Source organism: Microbacterium sp. zg.B48, assembly GCF_024623505.1.
GTDB lineage: Bacteria > Actinomycetota > Actinomycetes > Actinomycetales > Microbacteriaceae > Microbacterium.
Genome location: NZ_JANJFE010000006.1, coordinates 11,996 through 30,761 on the forward strand (window position 1 = coordinate 11,996; position 18,766 = coordinate 30,761).

General features: G+C 69.0%; 18 protein-coding genes. 9 read left to right on the forward strand and 9 right to left on the reverse strand.

All coding sequences use genetic code 11. The annotated features are described in order from the left end of the window. Nucleotides 1-5: 5 nt before the first annotated feature. The 3 genes from NQ152_RS05255 to NQ152_RS05265 are packed head-to-tail and all read right to left on the reverse strand — an operon-like array spanning nucleotide 6 to nucleotide 2,555. On the reverse strand, nucleotides 6-1,106 hold the full coding sequence (locus tag NQ152_RS05255; protein WP_257523257.1) for a PrpF domain-containing protein: 1,101 nt from the start codon (nucleotides 1,104-1,106) through the stop codon (nucleotides 6-8). Continuing rightward, nucleotides 1,099-1,803: a 4-carboxy-4-hydroxy-2-oxoadipate aldolase/oxaloacetate decarboxylase gene (locus NQ152_RS05260; protein ID WP_257523258.1), complete on the reverse strand. Its 705-nt coding sequence runs from the start codon at nucleotides 1,801-1,803 to the stop codon at nucleotides 1,099-1,101. The genes NQ152_RS05255 and NQ152_RS05260 overlap by 8 nt, the downstream gene beginning before the upstream one ends. Next, nucleotides 1,800-2,555 carry a PIG-L deacetylase family protein gene (locus NQ152_RS05265; protein WP_257501163.1) on the reverse strand — a complete coding sequence of 252 codons (756 nt, stop codon included), beginning with the start codon at nucleotides 2,553-2,555 and terminating at the stop codon, nucleotides 1,800-1,802. Before NQ152_RS05265 ends, NQ152_RS05260 begins: the two co-directional genes overlap by 4 nt. Nucleotides 2,556-2,777: 222 nt before the next feature. Between NQ152_RS05265 and NQ152_RS05270 the strand changes: the two genes are divergently transcribed. After that, a complete protein-coding gene (locus tag NQ152_RS05270; RefSeq protein WP_257523259.1) occupies nucleotides 2,778-4,184 on the forward strand; it encodes an aminomethyl transferase family protein in 1,407 nt (468 codons plus the stop codon). A gap of 65 nt (nucleotides 4,185-4,249) precedes the next feature. Here NQ152_RS05270 and NQ152_RS05275 read toward each other — a convergent pair whose 3' ends face one another. The 3 genes from NQ152_RS05275 to NQ152_RS05285 all read right to left on the reverse strand — a co-directional run bounded on the left by NQ152_RS05275 (nucleotide 4,250) and on the right by NQ152_RS05285 (nucleotide 7,516). Next, nucleotides 4,250-5,458, reverse strand: coding sequence for a cytochrome P450 (locus NQ152_RS05275; protein ID WP_257523260.1), 1,209 nt, complete (start codon nucleotides 5,456-5,458; stop codon nucleotides 4,250-4,252). 28 nt (nucleotides 5,459-5,486) lie between these two features. After that, entirely contained in the window at nucleotides 5,487-6,467 is a 981-nt protein-coding gene (locus NQ152_RS05280; RefSeq protein ID WP_257523261.1) for a PDR/VanB family oxidoreductase, read from the reverse strand. Between the two features lie 101 nt (nucleotides 6,468-6,568). Continuing rightward, nucleotides 6,569-7,516, reverse strand: coding sequence for a LysR family transcriptional regulator (locus tag NQ152_RS05285; protein ID WP_257523262.1), 948 nt, complete (start codon nucleotides 7,514-7,516; stop codon nucleotides 6,569-6,571). A gap of 112 nt (nucleotides 7,517-7,628) precedes the next feature. On the opposite strand from NQ152_RS05285, the gene NQ152_RS05290 reads away from it, so the two are divergent. Beyond that, complete coding sequence (locus NQ152_RS05290; protein WP_257523263.1) at nucleotides 7,629-8,981, forward strand: aminomethyl transferase family protein; 1,353 nt, start codon at nucleotides 7,629-7,631, stop codon at nucleotides 8,979-8,981. A gap of 176 nt (nucleotides 8,982-9,157) precedes the next feature. On the opposite strand, the gene NQ152_RS05295 is transcribed toward NQ152_RS05290, so the two are convergent. Continuing rightward, entirely contained in the window at nucleotides 9,158-9,820 is a 663-nt protein-coding gene (locus tag NQ152_RS05295) for a GntR family transcriptional regulator (protein WP_257523264.1), read from the reverse strand. Nucleotides 9,821-9,913: 93 nt separating this feature from the next. Here NQ152_RS05295 and NQ152_RS05300 point away from each other — a divergent pair, with 93 nt between their 5' ends. Beyond that, entirely contained in the window at nucleotides 9,914-10,699 is a 786-nt protein-coding gene (locus tag NQ152_RS05300) for an NAD(P)-dependent oxidoreductase (protein ID WP_257501170.1), read from the forward strand. A 107-nt stretch (nucleotides 10,700-10,806) separates the two neighbouring features. Here NQ152_RS05300 and NQ152_RS05305 read toward each other — a convergent pair whose 3' ends face one another. Then, nucleotides 10,807-11,925 carry a 5-methyltetrahydropteroyltriglutamate--homocysteine S-methyltransferase gene (locus NQ152_RS05305; RefSeq protein WP_257501171.1) on the reverse strand — a complete coding sequence of 373 codons (1,119 nt, stop codon included), beginning with the start codon at nucleotides 11,923-11,925 and terminating at the stop codon, nucleotides 10,807-10,809. Nucleotides 11,926-11,977: 52 nt separating this feature from the next. Further along, nucleotides 11,978-12,844, reverse strand: coding sequence for an IclR family transcriptional regulator (locus NQ152_RS05310; RefSeq protein ID WP_257501172.1), 867 nt, complete (start codon nucleotides 12,842-12,844; stop codon nucleotides 11,978-11,980). A 245-nt stretch (nucleotides 12,845-13,089) separates the two neighbouring features. Here NQ152_RS05310 and NQ152_RS05315 point away from each other — a divergent pair, with 245 nt between their 5' ends. The 6 genes from NQ152_RS05315 to NQ152_RS05340 all read left to right on the forward strand — a co-directional run bounded on the left by NQ152_RS05315 (nucleotide 13,090) and on the right by NQ152_RS05340 (nucleotide 18,747). Next, entirely contained in the window at nucleotides 13,090-13,872 is a 783-nt protein-coding gene (locus tag NQ152_RS05315; protein WP_257501173.1) for an ABC transporter ATP-binding protein, read from the forward strand. Continuing rightward, a complete protein-coding gene (locus tag NQ152_RS05320; RefSeq protein WP_257501174.1) occupies nucleotides 13,859-14,569 on the forward strand; it encodes an ABC transporter ATP-binding protein in 711 nt (236 codons plus the stop codon). Before NQ152_RS05315 ends, NQ152_RS05320 begins: the two co-directional genes overlap by 14 nt. A gap of 3 nt (nucleotides 14,570-14,572) precedes the next feature. Continuing rightward, entirely contained in the window at nucleotides 14,573-15,454 is an 882-nt protein-coding gene (locus tag NQ152_RS05325; RefSeq protein WP_257501175.1) for a branched-chain amino acid ABC transporter permease, read from the forward strand. A 20-nt stretch (nucleotides 15,455-15,474) separates the two neighbouring features. Further along, the gene (locus NQ152_RS05330; protein WP_257501176.1) at nucleotides 15,475-16,551 is read left to right on the forward strand and encodes a branched-chain amino acid ABC transporter permease; all 1,077 of its coding nucleotides are present in this window, start codon (nucleotides 15,475-15,477) and stop codon (nucleotides 16,549-16,551) included. Continuing rightward, entirely contained in the window at nucleotides 16,548-17,825 is a 1,278-nt protein-coding gene (locus NQ152_RS05335; protein WP_257501177.1) for an ABC transporter substrate-binding protein, read from the forward strand. Before NQ152_RS05330 ends, NQ152_RS05335 begins: the two co-directional genes overlap by 4 nt. A gap of 157 nt (nucleotides 17,826-17,982) precedes the next feature. Then, complete coding sequence (locus NQ152_RS05340) at nucleotides 17,983-18,747, forward strand: IclR family transcriptional regulator (protein WP_257523265.1); 765 nt, start codon at nucleotides 17,983-17,985, stop codon at nucleotides 18,745-18,747. Nucleotides 18,748-18,766 lie beyond the last annotated feature (19 nt).

The following is an 18,766-nucleotide window of genomic DNA, read 5'->3' on the forward strand; positions in this document are numbered from 1 at the left end:
GGGTGTTACAGGCGTGGTCGTGGATAGACCACGCCGTCGAAGATCTTGCGGGCCGTGCGGGTGGAGATCGATGTGGCGCGCCACTGGTCGTCATCGCCGAGCTGCACCTGCACGCGGGCGGGGAAAGTGCCGCCGGGGTGTTCGATGGCGTCCGGGCCGGAGTCGGTGAGCGCGGCGATGTCGGCGCCGACCGCGCCGGGGATGCGGATGCCGGCGGCGACGGACGCGGCCATCAGCACACCGATCGAGGTGTGCACGCGCGCAGGGATGAACGCCCGGGTCGACACGGCACCGCCGTGCCGCGCGGGTGAGAGGAGGAACATCTTCGGCACCGTGGCGCCGGCGACATCGCCCAGCCCCATCGCCGGACCGGCCTGCAGGCGGATGCTCTCGAGCGCGTCCTTCAGATCGGCGCGCTCCTCCAGTTCCGTCGGGGTCTCGGTGCCGGCGACGCCGAACTCGTCGGCGCGCAGCAGCACGACCGGCATTCCGTTGTCGATGAGCGTGGCACGGTGACCGTCGAACACGTCGGTGACGTTGCCGGAGGGCAGCAGCCGCGCGTCGGGACCGGCGCTGAGCTGGATCTCGATACCGGCAGCGGTGCCCGGCACGCCGTCGATGGCCGTCTCGGTGCCCGAAGCGGCGCCGTCGTAATCGACGCGCCCACGCGGTGTCGGGAAGGTCTCGATGGCCAGGTCACCGGTGTTGACCAGCCGGATGCGCACCGTCGTGGTCTCCTCGCCGGGCGTGACGAGTCCGCGCTCCACGGCGAACGCACCGACGCCGGCCAGCAGGTTGCCGCACGTCTGCGCGTCACTCACGGTGGGCTGATCGACCCCGACCTGCAGGAAGAGGTAGTCCACGTCGACGTCGGACTCGGCGGATGGCGACACGATGGCGACCTTGCTGGTCAGCGGATGCGCACCCCCGACACCGTCGATCTGGGTGGGGTCGGGGCTGCCCATCACGCGCAGCAGGATGCTGTCACGCTCCGCGGGCTGCATCGGCAGGTCCTCGGCGAGGAAGTACGCGCCCTTCGACGTGCCTCCGCGCATGAGCATGCACCGGATGCCGTCGCCGGAGGGGTCGCGCACGTCCTCAGTCACGGGTGAATTCCGCCTGACTGATGTACTGGACGCCCAGATCGGCCAGGATCGGGCGCAGTGAGCTGACGTCGAGGGAGATCTCGCCGGCCTGATACCGAAGCCGGGTCGCCGCCTCTTTGGCGGCGCGCGCCTGCGCGGCCTCGAGGGTGTGTGCAGCCCGGGCGCGCGGCACGATCGTCACGCCGTCGTCGTCGGCGACCACGATGTCGCCCGGGTTGACCACGACTCCGCCGAGCACCACGGGGACATTGACCGAGCCGGCCGTGTCCTTGACCGTGCCCTCGGAGCTGATGTGCGCCGTCCACACCGGGAAGCCCATCGCGCGCAGTTCACCGGTGTCGCGGACGCCGCCGGAGGTGACGTAGGCGCGCACGCCGCGCTCCTGCATCTGCGTGGCCATCAGCTCGCCGATGAACCCGTACGGGGAATCGGTCGTGGGCACGACCACGATGACGTCGCCGGCCCGTGCCTGCTCGATCGCGGCGTGCACCATGAGGTTGTCGCCGGGGGCGGTCAGGACGGTGATCGCGCTGCCGGAGATGGACACGTCCTGCTGGATGGGACGGATGCGCGGGCCGACGTAGCCGATGCGCCCCATCGCCTCGTGGACGGTCGCCGAACCCAGCGCCGCGAGCGCGTCGACGGTTGCGGCATCCGCCCGTGCGATGTCGGTGACGACGACGTGACCGGCGCTCATTCGAGGATGTCCGTGACCGCGGGGTAGTAGCGCACGTACGCCTCGCCCATCGTGTCCACCGGCAGCCCCAGGTTCGGGCCGGCGTTGCGCTTGACCTGCACGCCGCGGCGCACCGCGAGCGAGGTGTAGTACTCCCACATGTGCTTCTGGGCAGGCAGGCACTCCATCGCCTTCTGCTTCAGCGGGAACGCGGCCGTGATGTCCAGGAGCACGTTGGGCTTGAAGTCGGATTGCTCGGGCTGGTGCGGTTCGAAGAAGAAGACCGGCGGAGCGCCGATGATCTCGTCCGTGGTCGGGAAGGTGCCATCGGAGTTGGCCACACCGATCGCCTGCGCCAGCACGCGGGCCTGCAGCGCCATGCGGGCTGCCGCGGGGTGGTCGCCGTTGTAGGGATCGGCCAGCGGGTGCGTCAGCACCACGGTGGGCTGCACACGGCGGAAGACGTCCACGAGCTTCTCGACGGTCTCGGTCGATTCGAGCAGAGGGTAGTCGCCCGCGTCGAGGAACTCGATCTCGGCGCCCAGCGCGGCTGCCGCAGCGGTGGCCTCTTCCCGGCGGATGGCCTTGATCTCATCGAGCGACTTGCCCTGCAGCCACTGGCTGGCCGATTCGCCGCGCTCTCCATAGGACACGCAGACCACCACTGCTCGCTCGCCGCGCAGCGTGGCGGCGGCGATGGCGCCGCCCGCGCGCCAGACGAAATCGCCGGCGTGGGCGCTGACCACAAGAAGCGTGCGGGTTGTCTCAGCCAAAGGAACTCCTGACTCGATGGTCTCCGCACGAGGGCGGACGGCGGGCATGGAACTCCGCGGGCAGCGCGGCCCGGCCCGTGAACCCAGAGAACCACACCCCTAGCGCAATGGTCAAGATTCTGGTTACAATTTTGGTGACCCTGAAATCCCTCTGGACATAGGGAAATGTTCTCCGTACCATCGCGGCAGGACCACAAAGACGAAGATGTTGAAGGGAACGACATGGCCAGCAATCTGCAGGAAGTCCTCGACGAGGCGGGCAACACCGTCGAACACCTGCGAAATTCGCAGCTCGGGACGTACATCTACCCGGTCGTTCCGGCCGAGTTCACCAACTGGCGCCGCGAGCAGATCGCGTGGCGCGAGTCTGCGGTGCTCTTCGACCAGACGCACCACATGGTGAACTTCTTCATCTCCGGACCGGACGCGCTGAAGCTGCTGTCGGAAACCGGCATCAACAGCTTCGCGAACTTCCCGCTGAACACGGCGAAGCAGTTCGTGCCGACCGCCTCCAACGGCGGTGTGATCGGCGACGGCATCCTCTTCCGCGAGGGTGAGAACGACTACGTGTACGTCGGCCGCGCCCCGGGCGCCAACTGGCTGCAGTTCCACGCCGAGACCGGCGGCTACAACGTCGAGACGCGCTACGACGACCGTTCGCCGTCTCGCCCGTACGGCGCCGCCGTGCACCGCGAGTACTACCGCTTCCAGATCCAGGGCCCCAACGCCTGGCAGATCATCGAGAAGCTCAACGGCGGCGAGCTGGAGAAGGTCCGCTTCTTCCACATGGGCGAGCTGACCATCGCGGGCGAGAAGGTTCGCACCCTCCGCCACGGCATGGCCGGCGCCCCCGGGCTGGAGCTGTGGGGCCCGTACGAGCAGCACGGCAAGATCCGCGACGCGATCCTCGAGGCCGGTCGCGAGTTCGGCATCGAGCCGTGTGGCTCGCGCGCCTACTCGTCCAACACGCTCGAGTCCGGCTGGATCCCCTCGCCGCTGCCGGCGATCTACTCCAGCGAGGCCGAGCGCGCATACCGCGAGTGGCTGCCGGCCAACAGCTACGAGGCGATCAACGCCCTCGCCGGCTCGTTCGTCTCGGACGACATCGAGGACTACTACCTCAACCCGTGGGAGCTGGGATACGGCTCGTTCGTGAAGTTCGACCACGACTTCATCGGCCGTGACGCGCTCGAGAAGATCGACCCGGCATCGCAGCGCAAGAAGGTCACGCTCGCCTGGAACGACGAGGACCTCGCGAAGCTGCTCACCACGCCGATCGACCGCGAGGGCGTCGGCTACCAGGTCTTCGACCTGCCCAACGCGAACTACGGATCGTCGAACTACGACGCCGTGATCGACGCGGACGGCGACACCGTCGGCCTGTCGCTGTTCACCGGTGTGACCGCCAACGAGAAGCGTGGACTGTCCCTTGCGACCGTCGACGTGGACGTCCCCCTCGGCGCCGAGGTGCGCGTGGTCTGGGGCGAGCCCAACGGCGGATCCAAGAAGACGACGGTGCAGCCGCACGATCAGCTCGCCGTCCGTGCGATCGTCAGCCCGGTGCCGTACGCGGTCACCGCACGCAACGAGTACCAGGGTGGGTGGCGCACCGCCAGCGTCGCAAACTGAGCACTGAGAAGGGGACGGATGCCGCGGCATCCGTCCCCTTCTGCATGCCCGCGGGCGGCTCGGTCTCAGCCGCGCCGCACGCGCACCGGCATGCTCTCCCAGCCGCGCAGCGTGTTGTTGAGGTGACGGCGCTCCGGGCCGGCCGGCTCGACCTCCACGATGCGGTCCAGCAGCGCGTCCAGGACGCAGATCGCCTCGAGGCGGGCGATGTGCTGGCCCACGCACTGGTGGATGCCCATGCCGAAGGCCACGTGTCCGGAGGGATCCCGGTCCAGGTCGAACGTGTCGGGATCCGCCCACCGCCGCGGGTCGCGGTTGGCCGCCCCGAGGAACATCAGGATCTTCTCGCCGTCGGCGATGTCGACGCCGCCCACGCGCAGATCGCGGGTCGCGGTGCGGAAGAACGTCTGCACCGGGGACTCCAGGCGCACCGCCTCCTCGAATGCCGTGCGCGTCAGTGAACGGTCCGCGCGCAGCCGCGCGACCGAGCCCGGGCTGTGCGCCAGGGCGTGCACGATGGCCGCGATGCCGGTCACGGTGGTGTCCACGCCGGCCGTCAGCAGCGAGCGGACGATCATCGGGGCGTGCTCGGGGGAGATCTCGCCGCGATCTGCGGCCGCCCAGATCTGCGCGCCGAACCCGTCGTCGGTGAGGTTCTCGCGCAGGCACTGCCGGCTGATCCACTCGGTGACCGGGGGCATATGCGGCGCGGCGCCGGTGACGAGCTCGTTCGGGGGGCCGAACGCGTTGAAGGCGAAGTCCCCGTAGGGCAGCAGGTTCTCGCGGCCCTCGGTGCCGATGCCGACCGCATCCGGGAAGACCCGCAGTGGGAACACCTCGGCCAGATCCGTCACCGCGTCGAACTCGTCGCCGCGATCGAGGACCGCCGCCACGACGGTCGCGGCATCCGCTCGCCAGCTCTGCTCCAGATCGCGCAGGCGCCGGGTGGTCAGCAGCGGCGCCACCACGGCGCGGGGCGCGTCATGGCGCGGCGGGTCGGCCTCCAGCAGCACGCTCGGCGGCCGCCACGGCTTCTCGTGACGGAAGTTGGACAGGCCGACACCGGCCGCCGACTGGAAGTTCTGCCAGTCCACGAGGGCGGCGTGCACCTCGTCGTAGCGCGCCATCGCGTACACACCGTACTTCTCGAGCCGGACCACGGGTCCGGCGTCGCGCAGCACCGCGTGGTGCGGCAGCGGATCGCGCAGGAACTCCAGATCGAACGGATCGATGGATGCCGCATCCGGCGTGCTCGGGGACTCGACGATGCTCATGGGTTTCCTTCGTGATTCGGTCGGTCGTTCACAGGTCCAGCACCAGGCGGTCCGAGACCGCCCGGGAGATGCACGGGTACAGGCAGCGCGATTCCGCGCGCTCGGCCTCGTTCAGCAGCGAGTCGCGGTGGTCCGGGACGCCGGCCAGCACGCCGGTCTCGCACGTTCCGCAGACGCCCTGAGCGCAGGAGGTGATCACGTCCACATCGATGCGGCGCAGCGCGTCGACGATCGACTCGTCTTTCTGCACCGTGACGACGGCGCCGCTGCTGGCGACCTCCACGTCGAAGGCCGTGGTGGGGCGGTCCACATCGCCGCGCGCGGTGAACCGTTCCAGGCGGACGCGGTGGCGACCCAGCGGTGCCGCCCACCGGTCGACCGCGTCCAGAAGGCGCTCGGGTCCGCATGCGTAGACGAGGGGCGGGACGGCGGGATCCGGCATCCAGTCGTCGATCACCGCGCGGCCGCGCTCGTCCGCGGTGTGGACGGTCACCCGCTCGCCGTACCCCGCCAGTTCGTCGAGGTAGGCCAGCCGCGCGCGGGAGCGGCCCAGGTACAGCAGCCGCCACGGGTCGCCCAGCAGCTCGGCCTGGCGGATCATCGGCATCAGCGGAGTGATGCCGATCCCGCCGGCGATGAACAGGTAGCCGGGAGCGGGGGAGAGGCGGAAGTTGTTGCGCGGGCCGCCGAAGCCGACCGTGTCGCCGACGCTGAGCTGCGCGTGGATGTGCTCGGAGCCGCCGCGGCCGGCGGGTTCGCGCAGCACCGCGATGGTGAAGCTGTGCGCATCCCAGCGGTCGCCGAGCAGGCTGTACTGGCGGGTGGTGCCGTCCGGGAGCACGATGTCGATGTGTGCGCCCGGCGCCCAGTCCGGCAGCCGCTCGCCACCGGGGCGGGCCAGCGTGAGTTCGACGACATCCTGCGCCACGTCGCGTCTGCCGGTCACCACGAGCGTGCCGCCGTGGGCGGCGTTGCGGCGAGCGGATGCCGTGGCCAGCGTGTCGACCATCCGGTGCTCCTTGCCGGGCGGCATCGGCGCCGCCCCTCCAGGGACGCTACGCGCGCGCCGGAGCGGCTCGAAGCCACATTCCGTTGAACGGAATCCCGCGCTCAGGACGGACGGGCGGCGGCGCGAGCCGCACCGTGGATCGCGAAGAACTCGCCGTGGGTGCCGCGCACGGCCCGTTCGACGGTCTCGTAGAGCCAGTCCAGGGCGCCCAACTGCTGGGTGGTCGTGCGACGGTAGAGGCACACCTCCACGGCCTGCATGTCCAGTGGCAGCGGCTGGACCACCAGCGGCCAGCTCTGCGCCCAACCGGCGGCGATCGTGTCCGGCACGGTGGCCAGCAGGTCCGGGCTGGTCGCCAGCAGCGGCGGCAGCGAGGCGAAGTGGTTGAGCACGACGTCCGAGCGCAGCACGGCGCCTGCCCTGCGGAATGCGGACTCCAGCCGCGGCAGCCCGGAGTCGCCCGCGACGACCACCTGGTCGGCGGCGAGGTAGTCGGCCAGGGTGATGCCGTCCGTCGCGGCGGCCAGCGGATGATCGCGCGACATGAGCACGCCGTAGGCCTGGGATTTGAGCACAGCATGCTCGAAGCCGCCCGCCACCGGGGAGGACGTGACGGCCAGGTCGATCGTGCCCTGCGAGAGCCAGTCCGGCAGCGCCTGGACATCCAGCGGCACCGCCTCCACGCGCAGATGCGGCGCGGCGGAGCGGACGGCACGGAGGATGGAGGGGAAGTAGCCGATCTCGCCGAGCTCCGACAGGGCGATCCGCGACCGGCGGCGCGACCGGGCAGGGTCGAATCCGATGGCGCCGTCGACCGTGCGATCGATGCCGGCGATGCCGTCCCGGAATCCGGGGAACAGCCCGACCGCCATCGGCGTGGGTTCCATCGTGCGTCCCACCCGGCGGAAGAGGGGGTCGTTGAGGTCCCGTCGGAGCCGGCCCAGCGCCTGGCTCACCGCCGGCTGCGTCACATACAGTCGCGCCGCAGCGGTGGTGAGGCTGCGGGTCTCGTACACCGCCACGAAAACTCGGATCAGGTTGAGGTCCACCGGGCGCCGGGTAAGGCATCCTTTCGCTTGCATAACCACTGCTTATGCAAGATCGTATGTCCGATATGCGCTGGTGCATAGCATGGAAGCCTCAAGGAACGAAGGAGTCTCCATGCCCGAGTCACTCGCGCAAGCCATCACCCGCGCCGGCAGTGCCGTTGACCTGCTGCGCAATGCACAGGCGCGCCCCACCGTGTTCCCGGTGACACCCGAATTCAGCAACTGGCGCTCCGAGCAGCAGTCCTGGCGCACCTCGGTCGCGCTGCTGGATCAGTCCCATCACATGACGGACCTGTTCATCACCGGTCCGGACGCCCTCCGGCTCCTCTCGGATGTCGGGGTCAACAGCTTCGCGAAATTCCAGATCGATCAGGCCAAGCAGTTCATCGCGGTCAACCACGAGGGCTACCTGATCGGCGACGCCATCCTGTTCTACCTCGCCGAGCAGTCGTTCGACCTGGTCGGATGGCACATGGTGCTGGACTGGGTGCAGTACCACGGCGAGACCGGCGACTATGACGTGTCCTTCGAGCGCGACGCCAGCTCGATCGTCCGCGAGGGCGACCCGAAGCTGTACCGCTACGAGCTGCAGGGCCCGAACGCGCTCGCGCTGATGGAGAAGGTCACCAGCGCCGAGGTGCCCGCGACGAGGTTCTTCGGCATGACGACGTTCACGATCGACGGCGTCGAGGTGCGCTCGCTGCGCCACGGCATGGCGGGCCAGCCCGGCTTCGAGCTGTTCGGCCCGTGGGCCGACGGCGAACGGGTGCGCGCGGCTCTGATCGCGGCTGGCGCCGACCTGGACCTGGTCCTGGTCGGATCCAAGGCGTACTCCTCGGCGAACCTCGAGTCGGCGTGGGTGCCGTCGCCGCTTCCGGCGATCTTCAGCGGCGAGGGCACGCAGGCGTACCGCGAGTGGCTGCCGGTCACCCGCACCGGGTCGCTCGCCGGGAGCCTGAACTCCGAGGACATCGAGGACTACTACATCACGCCCTACGACATCGGCTACGGCCGCAGCGTCGCCTTCGACCACGACTTCATCGGCCGTGCGGCACTCGAGCGCCACGCCGCCGCGCAGACGCGCCAGAAGGTGACGCTGGTCTGGAACCCGGAGGACGTCGCATCGGCTGCGCAGTCGCTGCTGGAGCCGGGGCTGCCGGTCAAGTACATCGACTTCCCCAAGGCCCGCTACGGACAGCACCAGCTGGACCGGGTGCTCGTCGACGGCAGAGACGTGGGGATCTCGCACGACGTGGGCTACATCACGAACGAGCATGCCTTCGTCTCGCTCGCGAGCATCGACAACGAGTACGCGACTCCCGGCACCGAGGTCGAGGTGATCTGGGGCGAGGAGCCGAACTCGCACAAGCCCGCGGTCGAGAAGCACCGGCAGGTGTCGATGCGCGCGACCGTGCAGCCGGCGCCGTACTCCGCGTTCGCCCGGGAGAACTACCGCAAGAGCTGACGCGCGCGCCCGCGCGCTGCTCTGCCCGCGAGACCGCCTTCGCGCGAGTCCGCCTTCCCGCGAGACTGCCTTCCCGCGAGACTGCATGGGCACTACGAGACTGGGGGAGATCTCCTCTGTCTCGAGGCGCCTATGCAGTCTCGCGGTCGGGGAGCGGGGAGCGCGGAGCGGGGAGCTCAGGCGATCTCGCGTAGGGCTCCGATGACGCTCAGCAGGTGCGCACGCACGGCCTGCTCCGCGGCTCCGGGGTCGCGGGCGACGATCGCATCGATGATCGCGGCGTGCTCGAGCACCGAGACCTTCGCGCGCTGCGGACGCGACGAGAGCTTGAACTGGTGACGCACGCTCTGCGCGTGCAGGCGGGCGAGCACCTCGGCGGCTGTCGCGTGTCTGCTCAGAACGCGGACGCGCTCGTCCAGCCGCTGGTTCAGCCGGGAGTACTCCACCAGGTCGCCGTCGGCGACCGCGTCGATCAGGTCCTCGCGGAGGCGCAGGAACTCCTGGATCTCGTCGTCGGTGACCGAGGCGGCGGTCTTGGCGGAGCACAGTCCCTCCACCCCGATGCGGACCTCGAGGATCTCGATCGCCTCGTCGACCGAGATCGCGCGGACCCGGGAACCCCGGTTGGGGAGCCGCTCGACCAGTCCTTCGTTGGCCAGCTCCAGCAGGGCCGTGCGCACCGTCGCGCGGCTGGCCCCGAAGGTATCGCTGAGATCGGCCTCGATCAGTCGCTGGTTGGGGGCGTACTCGCCCCGCACGATGGCGCCGCGGATGATGTCCGTCACCCGCTGTTCGGATGTATCGGGGGCGGAGCCCTCGTCCTCGGCGATCGTCGACATCGAGTCTCCTTCGGCTCAGCCGTGGCCACAACGCGAGCTCCAACCACTATTGTCAACAATATAGAGGCGAATGCCCGCCAGCGGGAGGTCAGTATGCGCATCGCGGTTCTGGGACTGGGTGAAGCAGGGAGCATCTACGCCACCGACCTGCCCGCGCGCGGGGCGTCGGTGATCGGGATCGATGTGCGCGACTGGATCGCTCCGACCGACGTGCTCCGTGCGGCCGACATCCCCGGGGCGGTACGCGGAGCCGACATCGTGCTCAGCCTGGTCGGCGCGAGCTCCGCCGCATCCGCCCTCGAGGACGCGCTTCCGGCGATGGTTCCCACCGGCGTCTACGCCGACATGAACACCAGCGGCCCGGCCGACAAGCAGCGCCTGGCCGCCATGGCGGCCGAGCGGGGCATCCCCTTCGTGGACGTCGCGATCATGGCACCGGTGCCCCGGGCTCGCATCGACACTCCGCTGCTGCTCAGCGGCTCGGGCGTCGCACGGCTGCAGCCGGTGCTGCACGACCTGCGCATCCCGGCGACCGAGGTCGGCGCGGAACCCGGAGCGGCGGCGCGGCTCAAGCTGCTGCGGAGCGTGTTCATGAAGGGCCTGGCCGCGGTGGTCGTCGAGAGCGTCACCGCCGCCGAGCTCTTCGGTGCGCAGGAGTGGCTGATCGGTCAGATCGCGTCCGAACTCGGCGCACCGGACCGCGCCGCGGTGGATCACCTCATCGACGGGACGACCAAGCACGCCGTGCGCCGAGAGGCCGAGATGATCGAGGCGCGCGAGCTCCTGCGGTCGCTCGATGCGCCGCACCCGATGACCGACGGCACGATCGCTTGGCTGCACGCCATCGCTGCGGAGAACGCGCAGATTCCGCGCTCCTGAGACGCAGGCTCCGCCCGACGGCGGTGCGCTTCACCTGCGTGAGCGACGGACCGTATGACGAAGGGCCGCGGTCATCCCGGGCCTTCGCCATGCTGCGCGGCGGTCGGCTACGCGTCAGGCCACACCTCGGCCGCCAGCGCGACGGTCTCCTCGATCTTGGCCCACTGCTCTGCCTCGGTCAGGACGTTGCCCTCCTCCGTGGAGGCGAAGCCGCACTGGGGGCTGAGTGCCAGCTGCTCCAGCGGCGCGATCTTCGCGGCCTCGTCGATGCGGCGCTTCAGCTCGTCGGGGTTCTCCAGCGCACCGGACTTCGTGGTGACCAGGCCGAGCTCGACGACCTTGTCGCCCTTGGGCAGGAACCGCAGCGGCTCGAATCCGCCGGCGCGCTCGCTGTCGTACTCCAGGAAGTAGCCGTCGTACGCCGTCTCGCCCAGCAGCTGCTCGGCGACCGGCTCGTAGCCACCCGACGAGATCCACGTCGAGCGGAAGTTCCCGCGGCACACGTGCGTGGTGATCACCATGTCGGCGGGCTTGTCTCGCAGCGAGGCGTTGATCAGCGAGGCATAGCGCTCGGCGAGATGATCGGTGCGGATGCCGCGTTCGGCGGCCTTGGCCAGCTCCACGTCCGAGCAGAGGTACGCCCACGCGGTGTCGTCGAACTGCAGGTAACGACAGCCGGCGTCGTAGAAGGCCTGTACGGCGCCGCGGTAGGTGGCAGCGAGGTCCTCGAGGATGTCGTCGTGTCCGGAGTACACCGAGCCCTGCAGCGCGTCGCGCTCGAGCCGGAAATCCAGCACCGTCGGAGCGGGAATGGTGAACTTCGCCACGACCCCGGCGGCGTCGGCGATCGGCTTGAGGGCCCGGAAGTGCTCGATCATGGGGTGGTCGGTGGGGAAGCCGACGGCGCCGTCGATGTGCAGCCCGAGCGGGCGGGTCTGGACACCCTGGAACTGGATGCCGTGGTCGAGCTCGACCACACTGACGCCCTCCAGCATCCCGAAGAAGTCGAAATGCCACCATGAGCGACGGAACTCGCCATCGGTGGCGACCTTCAGGCCGGCGGCGGCCTCGCGAGCAACCAGCGCGCTGATCGCCTCGTCTTCGACGAGACGGAGGCCCGCGGCATCCAGTTCGCCGGCGGCATGGCGCGCGCGAGCGGCTTTGACGGCCTCGGGACGCAGGAAACTGCCGACGATATCGGCGCGGAACGGGGGGTTCACAGACATGCGGACAACCCTAGTTCCTGGGTGCGGACGGCCGCGCTGACGTGTCCCGGCGTTACGGAGCGACCCCCGCGGAGATCGATTCGAGGTACTCCATCGATCGCACCGAAGAGGTCACCAGCGGCCGGAAGCGGCCGCCGGGAGTCGCGGCGGGGTGTCCGGTCGGCAGGTACGCCGCCCGCATGGCGACGGTGATCTCGCGCGACGCCCGGGTCAGCAGTTCGATGTGCCCGAGTGGTGGAGTGCTGTCATTGGGCACCACCACGCCGATGGCCGCGATGACGTCCTCGTGCGCGCCGTACACGGGCACCGCGATGCCCCTCGATTCCGGATGGATGTGCCCGTCGCACACCGCCCAACCGTCCGCGCGCACCCGGCGCAGCTTCGCGTACAGCTCCGCGGCTGTCCGGATGGTGCGCGGGGTGTAGCGGCGCATCGGGGCGCCCAGGACGGCATCCACCACCGCCTGACCCGAATGCGCGAGCAGGACCAGACCGCTCGAGGAGGCGTGCAGCGGGATCCGCCCGCCGATGAGTGTCGCGTTGACCACGGCATCGCGCGCCGAGAGCCGATCCAGGAACAGCACCGCCGTGTCGCTGAGGACACCGAGTTGCGTGTGCTGGCGCACGCGCGCATGGACGGCCTGCAGATACGGGCGGGCGAGCTCCCTCAGGCCCAGCGCGCCGGGGGTGCGGCAGGCCAGTTCCCACAGCCGCACGCCCAGGCGGTAGGTGCGGTCGGGCAGCCGTTCCAGCAGTCCCTCGCGTTCGAGTTCGCCCACGATCCGGTGCGCCGTCGAGGGTGCCAGCCCGGCGCGCTCCCCGATCTCGGTCAGCGTCAGGAACGGGACGGCCGCCTCGAACGCGCCCAGCACGCGAAGGTGCTTGGACAGGACGGATTCGCCATCGGATGCCCGTGCCACTGTTACTCCTCATCGAGCGCGTCGCCGCACGATGCGGCCCGGCTGTCATCTTATTCTCGGTTCCATTGAACGGAACCGGTCCCGGCGTGTTTCCGCGGCCGGAATAGCCTTTAAGCGGCGGATTCATCACGATTTCGAAACTCGTTCCAAAATCGTTGACAATCTCGTCCGCGATCCATAACGTTCCATGTGGTGAAAGATCGCTTTACATCCCGAGCAATGGGGCGATCGGGGAGAGGTGGCGAATGGCCGCGCGATTGAAGCTGAAAGACGTTTCGCTGCGTTTCGGTGGTATCAAGGTGCTCGAAGAGGTGAGCTTCGACGTCGAACCCGGCGCGATCTTCGGCCTCGTCGGGCCGAACGGCGCGGGCAAGACGTCGCTGTTCAACTGCATCAGCGGGCACTACAAGCCCTCGTCGGGATCGATCATGATCGATGAGACCGACGTCGCCGGCGCGCAGCCGTCGGCGCTGGCCGGGCATGGCCTGGCGCGCACTTTCCAGCACCCCGCGCTGCAGCTACACGCGACCGTGCTGGAGAACGTGCTGCTCGGCGCGCACACCCGGCTGCCGGGCGGACCCGTGGAGTGGTCGCTGCGACTGCCGCGCACCTCGCGGTCCGAGAAGAGCCTGCGCACCGAGGCGCGCGATCTGCTCGAGCGCAACGGCCTGGGCTGGGCGGCGAACCTGCACGCGGACGAGCTGTCGCATGGGCTGCACAAGGGCATCGAGCTGTGCCGCGCACTCCTGTCCAAGCCGAAGCTGCTGCTGCTGGACGAGCCCGCTGCCGGACTGCCGCACTCGGAGGTCGAGCAGTTCATCGCCTCCATCAAACGACTGCGCAACGAGGAGGACATCACGGTGGTCATCGTCGAACACCACATGGGTCTCATCGCCGCGCTGACCGACCGCGTGGTCGTCCTCGACCACGGTCGCAAGCTCATGGAAGGCACAGCGGCGGAAGCACAGTCCGACCCGCGTGTCATCGAGGCCTACATCGGCAAGGAGGCCGCGGATGACGCTGCTTGAGCTCACCGATGTGACCGCGTTCTACGGACCTGTCCAGGTCCTGGAAGGCGTATCGCTCTCCGTCCCCGACGAAGGTGCCGTGGGCATCCTCGGCGCCAACGGTGCCGGCAAGACGACCACGCTGCGCGCCATCAGCGGCACCGTGCGCGCGGGCGGGCAGATCATGTTCGACGGCAAGGACATCCGGGGAATGCGTCCGGACCGCGTCGCGGCTCTCGGGATCGCCCACGTGCCGGAGGGCCGCGGGACGCTGGCGGACCTCACGGTGCGTGAGAACCTGCGCGTCGGCGCCTACCTGCGCAAGGACCGCAAGGGCATCGAGGCGGACATCGAGTACTGCCTGGACCTGTTCCCCAATCTCAAGGAGCGGATCCGTTCGCACGGCTCCGCCCTCTCGGGAGGGGAGCAGCAGATGCTCGCGGTCGCCCGCGCAGTGATGGCCAAGCCGCGGCTGATGCTGCTGGACGAAGCATCGCTCGGGCTGGCTCCGAGCACCGCCAAGAACGTTTATCAGGCGATCGGCCGACTTCGCCGAGAGTCCGGGATCGCCATGCTCGTCGTCGAGCAGAACGCGAATCTCGCCTTCACCCTGGTCGACACTGCGACGGTCCTGGAGACCGGCCGCAGCGTTCTGACCGGCACCTCGACCGAGCTCAAGGGCATGGACGAGATCCGACGCGCCTATCTGGGAGGCTGACCGATGGGCACTTTCATTCAACTGGTCATCGACGGCCTGTCCGCCGGCTCGATCTACGCTGCCCTCGCGCTGGCGATCGTGCTGGTCAACCAGGCCACCGGACTGATCAACTTCGCGCAGGGGGCGATGGCGGTCCTGTCCGCCTACTTCGCCTACTCGTTCCTGCGGATCGGCGTGCCGCTGGTGATCGCGATCCTCCTCGCGGTGCTCGCCTCGTTCATCTTCGGAGCGCTGGTCGAGCGCTTCCTGATGCGGCGGTTCGAGCGCGGCGATCCGGATACCGCGGTCGTGGTCACGATCGGCCTGCTGACGCTGATCACCGGCATCGCCGGATGGATCTGGAGCTTCAACAACCTCCAGTTCCCTTCACTGTTCCCGTTGCAGAGCGTCAACATCCTCGGCGCCGTGGTCAGCATCCGTTCGATCGGTACGACCTTGGTGATCGTGGGGATCATGATCCTGCTGCAGCTGCTGTTCATCGGCACCAAGCTCGGCCTGGCCCTGCGCGCCGTGGCGGTCAACCCGCAGTCGGCGGCGTTCTCGGGTCTGCCGGTCGGGCGCCTGCTCATGGTCGGCTGGGGACTGGCGGCAGCGCTCGGCGCGATCGCCGGTGCGCTGATCGCCCCGTCGCTGACGCTCACACCCGGCATGATGGATTCCGCGCTGGTGTACGCGCTGGCCGCGGTCATCCTGGGCGGAATGTCCAGCCCGCTGGGTGTGGTGATCGCCGCCTGGTTGATCGGCGTCCTGGAGAACCTCGCCGCCGTGTACGTTCCTCTGATCGGTCATGATCTCAAGATCGCCGTGCCGTTCATCCTGATCTTCGTCGTACTCTTCGTGCGCCCCCAGGGCCTGTTCGGCCGGAAAGATGTGGTGCGAGTGTGATGGCCCAGGCAGCAGGATTCATGAGCAAGCCGTGGGTGCGGTGGGTCGGCGTACTGCTGATCGTGGTGATCCTCGTGATCGCGCCGCTGATCTTCCCGGTCTTCGTCAACCAGACGCTCGCGCGCATCGGCGTCTTCGCCGTGGCGGTGCTGGGGCTGAACGTGGTGATGGGGTACACCGGGCAGGTCTCGCTCGGCCAGATCTTCTTCGTCGGCGTGGGCGCGTATGTCACCGCCTACGGGGTGAACAACGACTGGAACATCGCACTCGTGTTCGTTCTGGCCGCGCTCATCCCGGGCATCTTCGGCCTGGTGATCGCTCTGGCCGCGGCCCGGCTGGGCGGCCTGGCGATCGCGATGGTCACCATCGCGCTGCCGATCGTCGGTGTTCCGCTCGCCAAGCGACTCTCCGAAGTCACCGGCGGGTCGCAGGGCACCTCCGCGCGGTTCTCCGGCGCGCCGGAGGGGACCGGTCTGGCGGACGACCAGTGGCAGCTGTACATCGTGATCGCAGTCGCGGCGGTCGTATTCCTGCTCACGCGCAACCTCGTACGCGGCAAGTACGGGCGTGCCTTCGCGATCGTCAAGGGCAACGAGGCGGTCGCCTCGTCGATGGGGATCTCGCCGTACCGCTACAAGGTGCTGGCGTTCACGATCGCATCGCTCATCGGCGGGGTCAGCGGCTTCCTCTACATGGTCGTGGTGCAGTACACCTCGCCCGAGACGATGAGCTTCGGCCACTCGATCACGCTGCTTGCGGCGATGGTCATCGGCGGCGCCGGCAGCATCGTCGGCTCGCTGCTGGGCGGGGCGTACTACGTCCTGGCCCCGCAGGTGACCAACGCCATCGACTCGAGCCTGACCGCCGTGCTGCAGGGTGTCATCCTGCTCGTGATCCTGTTCGTCCTGCCGCGTGGACTGGTGTCGCTGCCGCGACTGTGGCGTCGCAAGAAGAGCAACGGCCACAACGGCAACCCTGCCGGCGCAGCGCCGGAACAGCAGAACACCGCGGCGGCGACCGTGGCGCCCAGCGTGACGTCGGATCCATCCACTCCCCCCACACCCACACAGTCACAAGAAAAGAGGCAGGACACATGAGCACACTCCGGAAGAAGGTGCGGATCACCTCGGTCGTCGCCGGAATCGGCATCGTCGCCGTTCTGGCCGCAGGCTGCGCGCGCGGCGGCGCCAGCGACGGCGGAGACGCCAGCGAGGGACCCGCCGAGGCGAGCCCCGGCATCACCGACACGAGTCTGACGTTCGGCATCACCAGCCCGCTCACCGGCGGCACGGCCGGACCCGGCAACTGCACCGTCGACGGCGCCCTGGCGTACTTCGGCGTGAAGAACGACGAGGGCGGCATCGAATTCGGTGACGGCAAGACGCGCACCATCGAGATCAAGGCGTACGACGACGGGTACGACCCGCAGAAGGCGCTGACGAACTTCCAGCAGATGGTCTCGGACGGTGTGTTCGCCGCCGGCGTCGGGCTGGGCACGCCGACCAACCGCGCCTGGCGCGATGCGGCCATCGATGAGGGCGTGCCGCAGGTGCTCGTCATGGCAGGTGACCCGCTGTTCAGCGATCGCGAGGAAAGCCCCGAGCAGATCGGCTTCGTCCCGATCTACCAGCAGGAGGGTGGCGCGTTCGGCGAACTGCTCGCCGAGTCCGGTGAAGACCACAAGGTCGCGATCCTCTCGCAGAACGACGACTACGGCGACGGCTACGTCGAGGGCTTCAAGGAGGCCATCGAGGGTGCGTCCAACATCGAGATCGTCGAGGAGCTCACCTACGAGGCCACGGACACCTCGGTGGACGCCCAGCTCACCGAGCTCGCTTCCAGCGGGGCGGACGTGTTCTTCAACGCGATGTCGATCACCCCGCTGGTCATCTCGGCGCTGAAGAAGACCGAGGAGCTCGGCTGGCTGCCCAGCTGGTTCCTGCCCTCGAACACCTCCAGCCCCGGTGGCATCCTCCAGCAGCCCGACGTCCACGCGGAGGCTTTCCCCGGCGTCTACACGGTGGCGTTCTCCGAGTCGGCGGCCAGCCCGGCCTTCCAGGAGAGCGAAGAGGGCAAGGCGTTCCTCGCGGCCATCGATGAGTACACGAACCAGGAGGGCGTGCCCGCCTTCCCGCACTGCGTGTGGAGCTGGATCGCCGGCGCGACGCTGGAGCAGGCGTTCATGAAGATGGAAGAGCCCACCCGCGAGTCCTTCATGGAAGCGCTGATGAGCATCCAGGACTTCTCCGCGCCGTTCATGCTCGAAGGATCGGTCATCGACACCACGGTCGACGGGAAGCCTGCCGTTTCGCAGGTGATCGTCCAGAAGTACAACGGCAAGGGCTACGCCAACGCCGACGTCTTCGGATGAGCAACGTCCGCTGAGCTGAATCGATGACGGGACCGGGGCGGTCCGCGGAAACGCGGATCGCCCCGGTCTTTTGCCGCTGCAGGGGATGGCACCGGGCCGGCCGAGGCCGGTCCGCCGAATCGGAGCGCGTCGGTTAGCCTCGGCGAGGAGGCGTTTCATGAGCGACAGCGGTGAGGGCGTGCTGACCCGCGCGATGCGCGTGCTGCAGTGCTTCAGCGAAGCGGAACCGTCGCTGTCGGCCACCCAGCTCGCCGAGCGCACCGGCCTGGCGCCCTCCACCCTGCATCGCCTGATGGCGCAGCTGATCGAGTTCGGCCTGCTCGCCAGGGCACCGGGTCACCGGTACACCATCGGCGCCCGGCTGTGGGAGCTCGGCGAGCTGTCTCCGCTCTCGCTCCGGCTGCGCGAGACCGCGCTGCCGCACATGCTGCGCCTCTACGAAGCCACCGGCGAGAACGTGCACCTGGCGGTCCTGGACGCCCCGACGCCGGAGGCGGCGACCGCGCTGTACGTGGGCCGAGTCACCGGCAAGGGGTCGATTCCGACGCTGAGTCGGATGGGCGGCCGGCATCCGCTGCACGCCACCGGCGTCGGCAAGGCTCTGCTGGCCACGCGTGACGAAGCATGGCTCGCGCGGTTCTTCTCCGTGCCGCTGCGGCGCGAGACGATGCTGTCGATCACCTCGGAGGAGGCGCTGCGGGCGGACCTGTCCCGGACCCGCACGCGGGGCTACGCCACGACCCGTGAGGAGATGACGCTGGGGAACGTATCGGTGGCCGCAGCGCTGCCCCCGACCGAGGCGCTGCCGCCCGCGGCGATCGGCATCGTGGTGCACCTGGAGAGCGCGGACGAGCGTCGCCTGGGCGGCCTGGTGGTGCAGGCGGCGAAGGATCTGAGCCGCGACCTGCGCGACTCCCACTGAGTGGGAGTCGGTGCGGTCG

Excerpts from the sequence above, each read along its gene's own strand:
- NQ152_RS05295 (WP_257523264.1), bottom strand. The coding sequence starts at position 9,820 with ATGTCGACGATCGCCGAGGACGAGGGCTCCGCCCCCGATACATCCGAA.
- NQ152_RS05320 (WP_257501174.1), top strand. The coding sequence starts at position 13,859 with ATGACGCTGCTTGAGCTCACCGATGTGACCGCGTTCTACGGACCTGTC.
- NQ152_RS05340 (WP_257523265.1), top strand. The coding sequence starts at position 17,983 with ATGAGCGACAGCGGTGAGGGCGTGCTGACCCGCGCGATGCGCGTGCTG.
- NQ152_RS05275 (WP_257523260.1), bottom strand. The coding sequence starts at position 5,458 with ATGAGCATCGTCGAGTCCCCGAGCACGCCGGATGCGGCATCCATCGAT.
- NQ152_RS05270 (WP_257523259.1), top strand. The coding sequence starts at position 2,778 with ATGGCCAGCAATCTGCAGGAAGTCCTCGACGAGGCGGGCAACACCGTC.
- NQ152_RS05260 (WP_257523258.1), bottom strand. The coding sequence starts at position 1,803 with ATGAGCGCCGGTCACGTCGTCGTCACCGACATCGCACGGGCGGATGCC.
- NQ152_RS05280 (WP_257523261.1), bottom strand. The coding sequence starts at position 6,467 with ATGGTCGACACGCTGGCCACGGCATCCGCTCGCCGCAACGCCGCCCAC.
- NQ152_RS05300 (WP_257501170.1), top strand. The coding sequence starts at position 9,914 with ATGCGCATCGCGGTTCTGGGACTGGGTGAAGCAGGGAGCATCTACGCC.
- NQ152_RS05315 (WP_257501173.1), top strand. The coding sequence starts at position 13,090 with ATGGCCGCGCGATTGAAGCTGAAAGACGTTTCGCTGCGTTTCGGTGGT.
- NQ152_RS05305 (WP_257501171.1), bottom strand. The coding sequence starts at position 11,925 with ATGTCTGTGAACCCCCCGTTCCGCGCCGATATCGTCGGCAGTTTCCTG.
- NQ152_RS05325 (WP_257501175.1), top strand. The coding sequence starts at position 14,573 with ATGGGCACTTTCATTCAACTGGTCATCGACGGCCTGTCCGCCGGCTCG.
- NQ152_RS05290 (WP_257523263.1), top strand. The coding sequence starts at position 7,629 with ATGCCCGAGTCACTCGCGCAAGCCATCACCCGCGCCGGCAGTGCCGTT.
- NQ152_RS05335 (WP_257501177.1), top strand. The coding sequence starts at position 16,548 with ATGAGCACACTCCGGAAGAAGGTGCGGATCACCTCGGTCGTCGCCGGA.
- NQ152_RS05330 (WP_257501176.1), top strand. The coding sequence starts at position 15,475 with ATGAGCAAGCCGTGGGTGCGGTGGGTCGGCGTACTGCTGATCGTGGTG.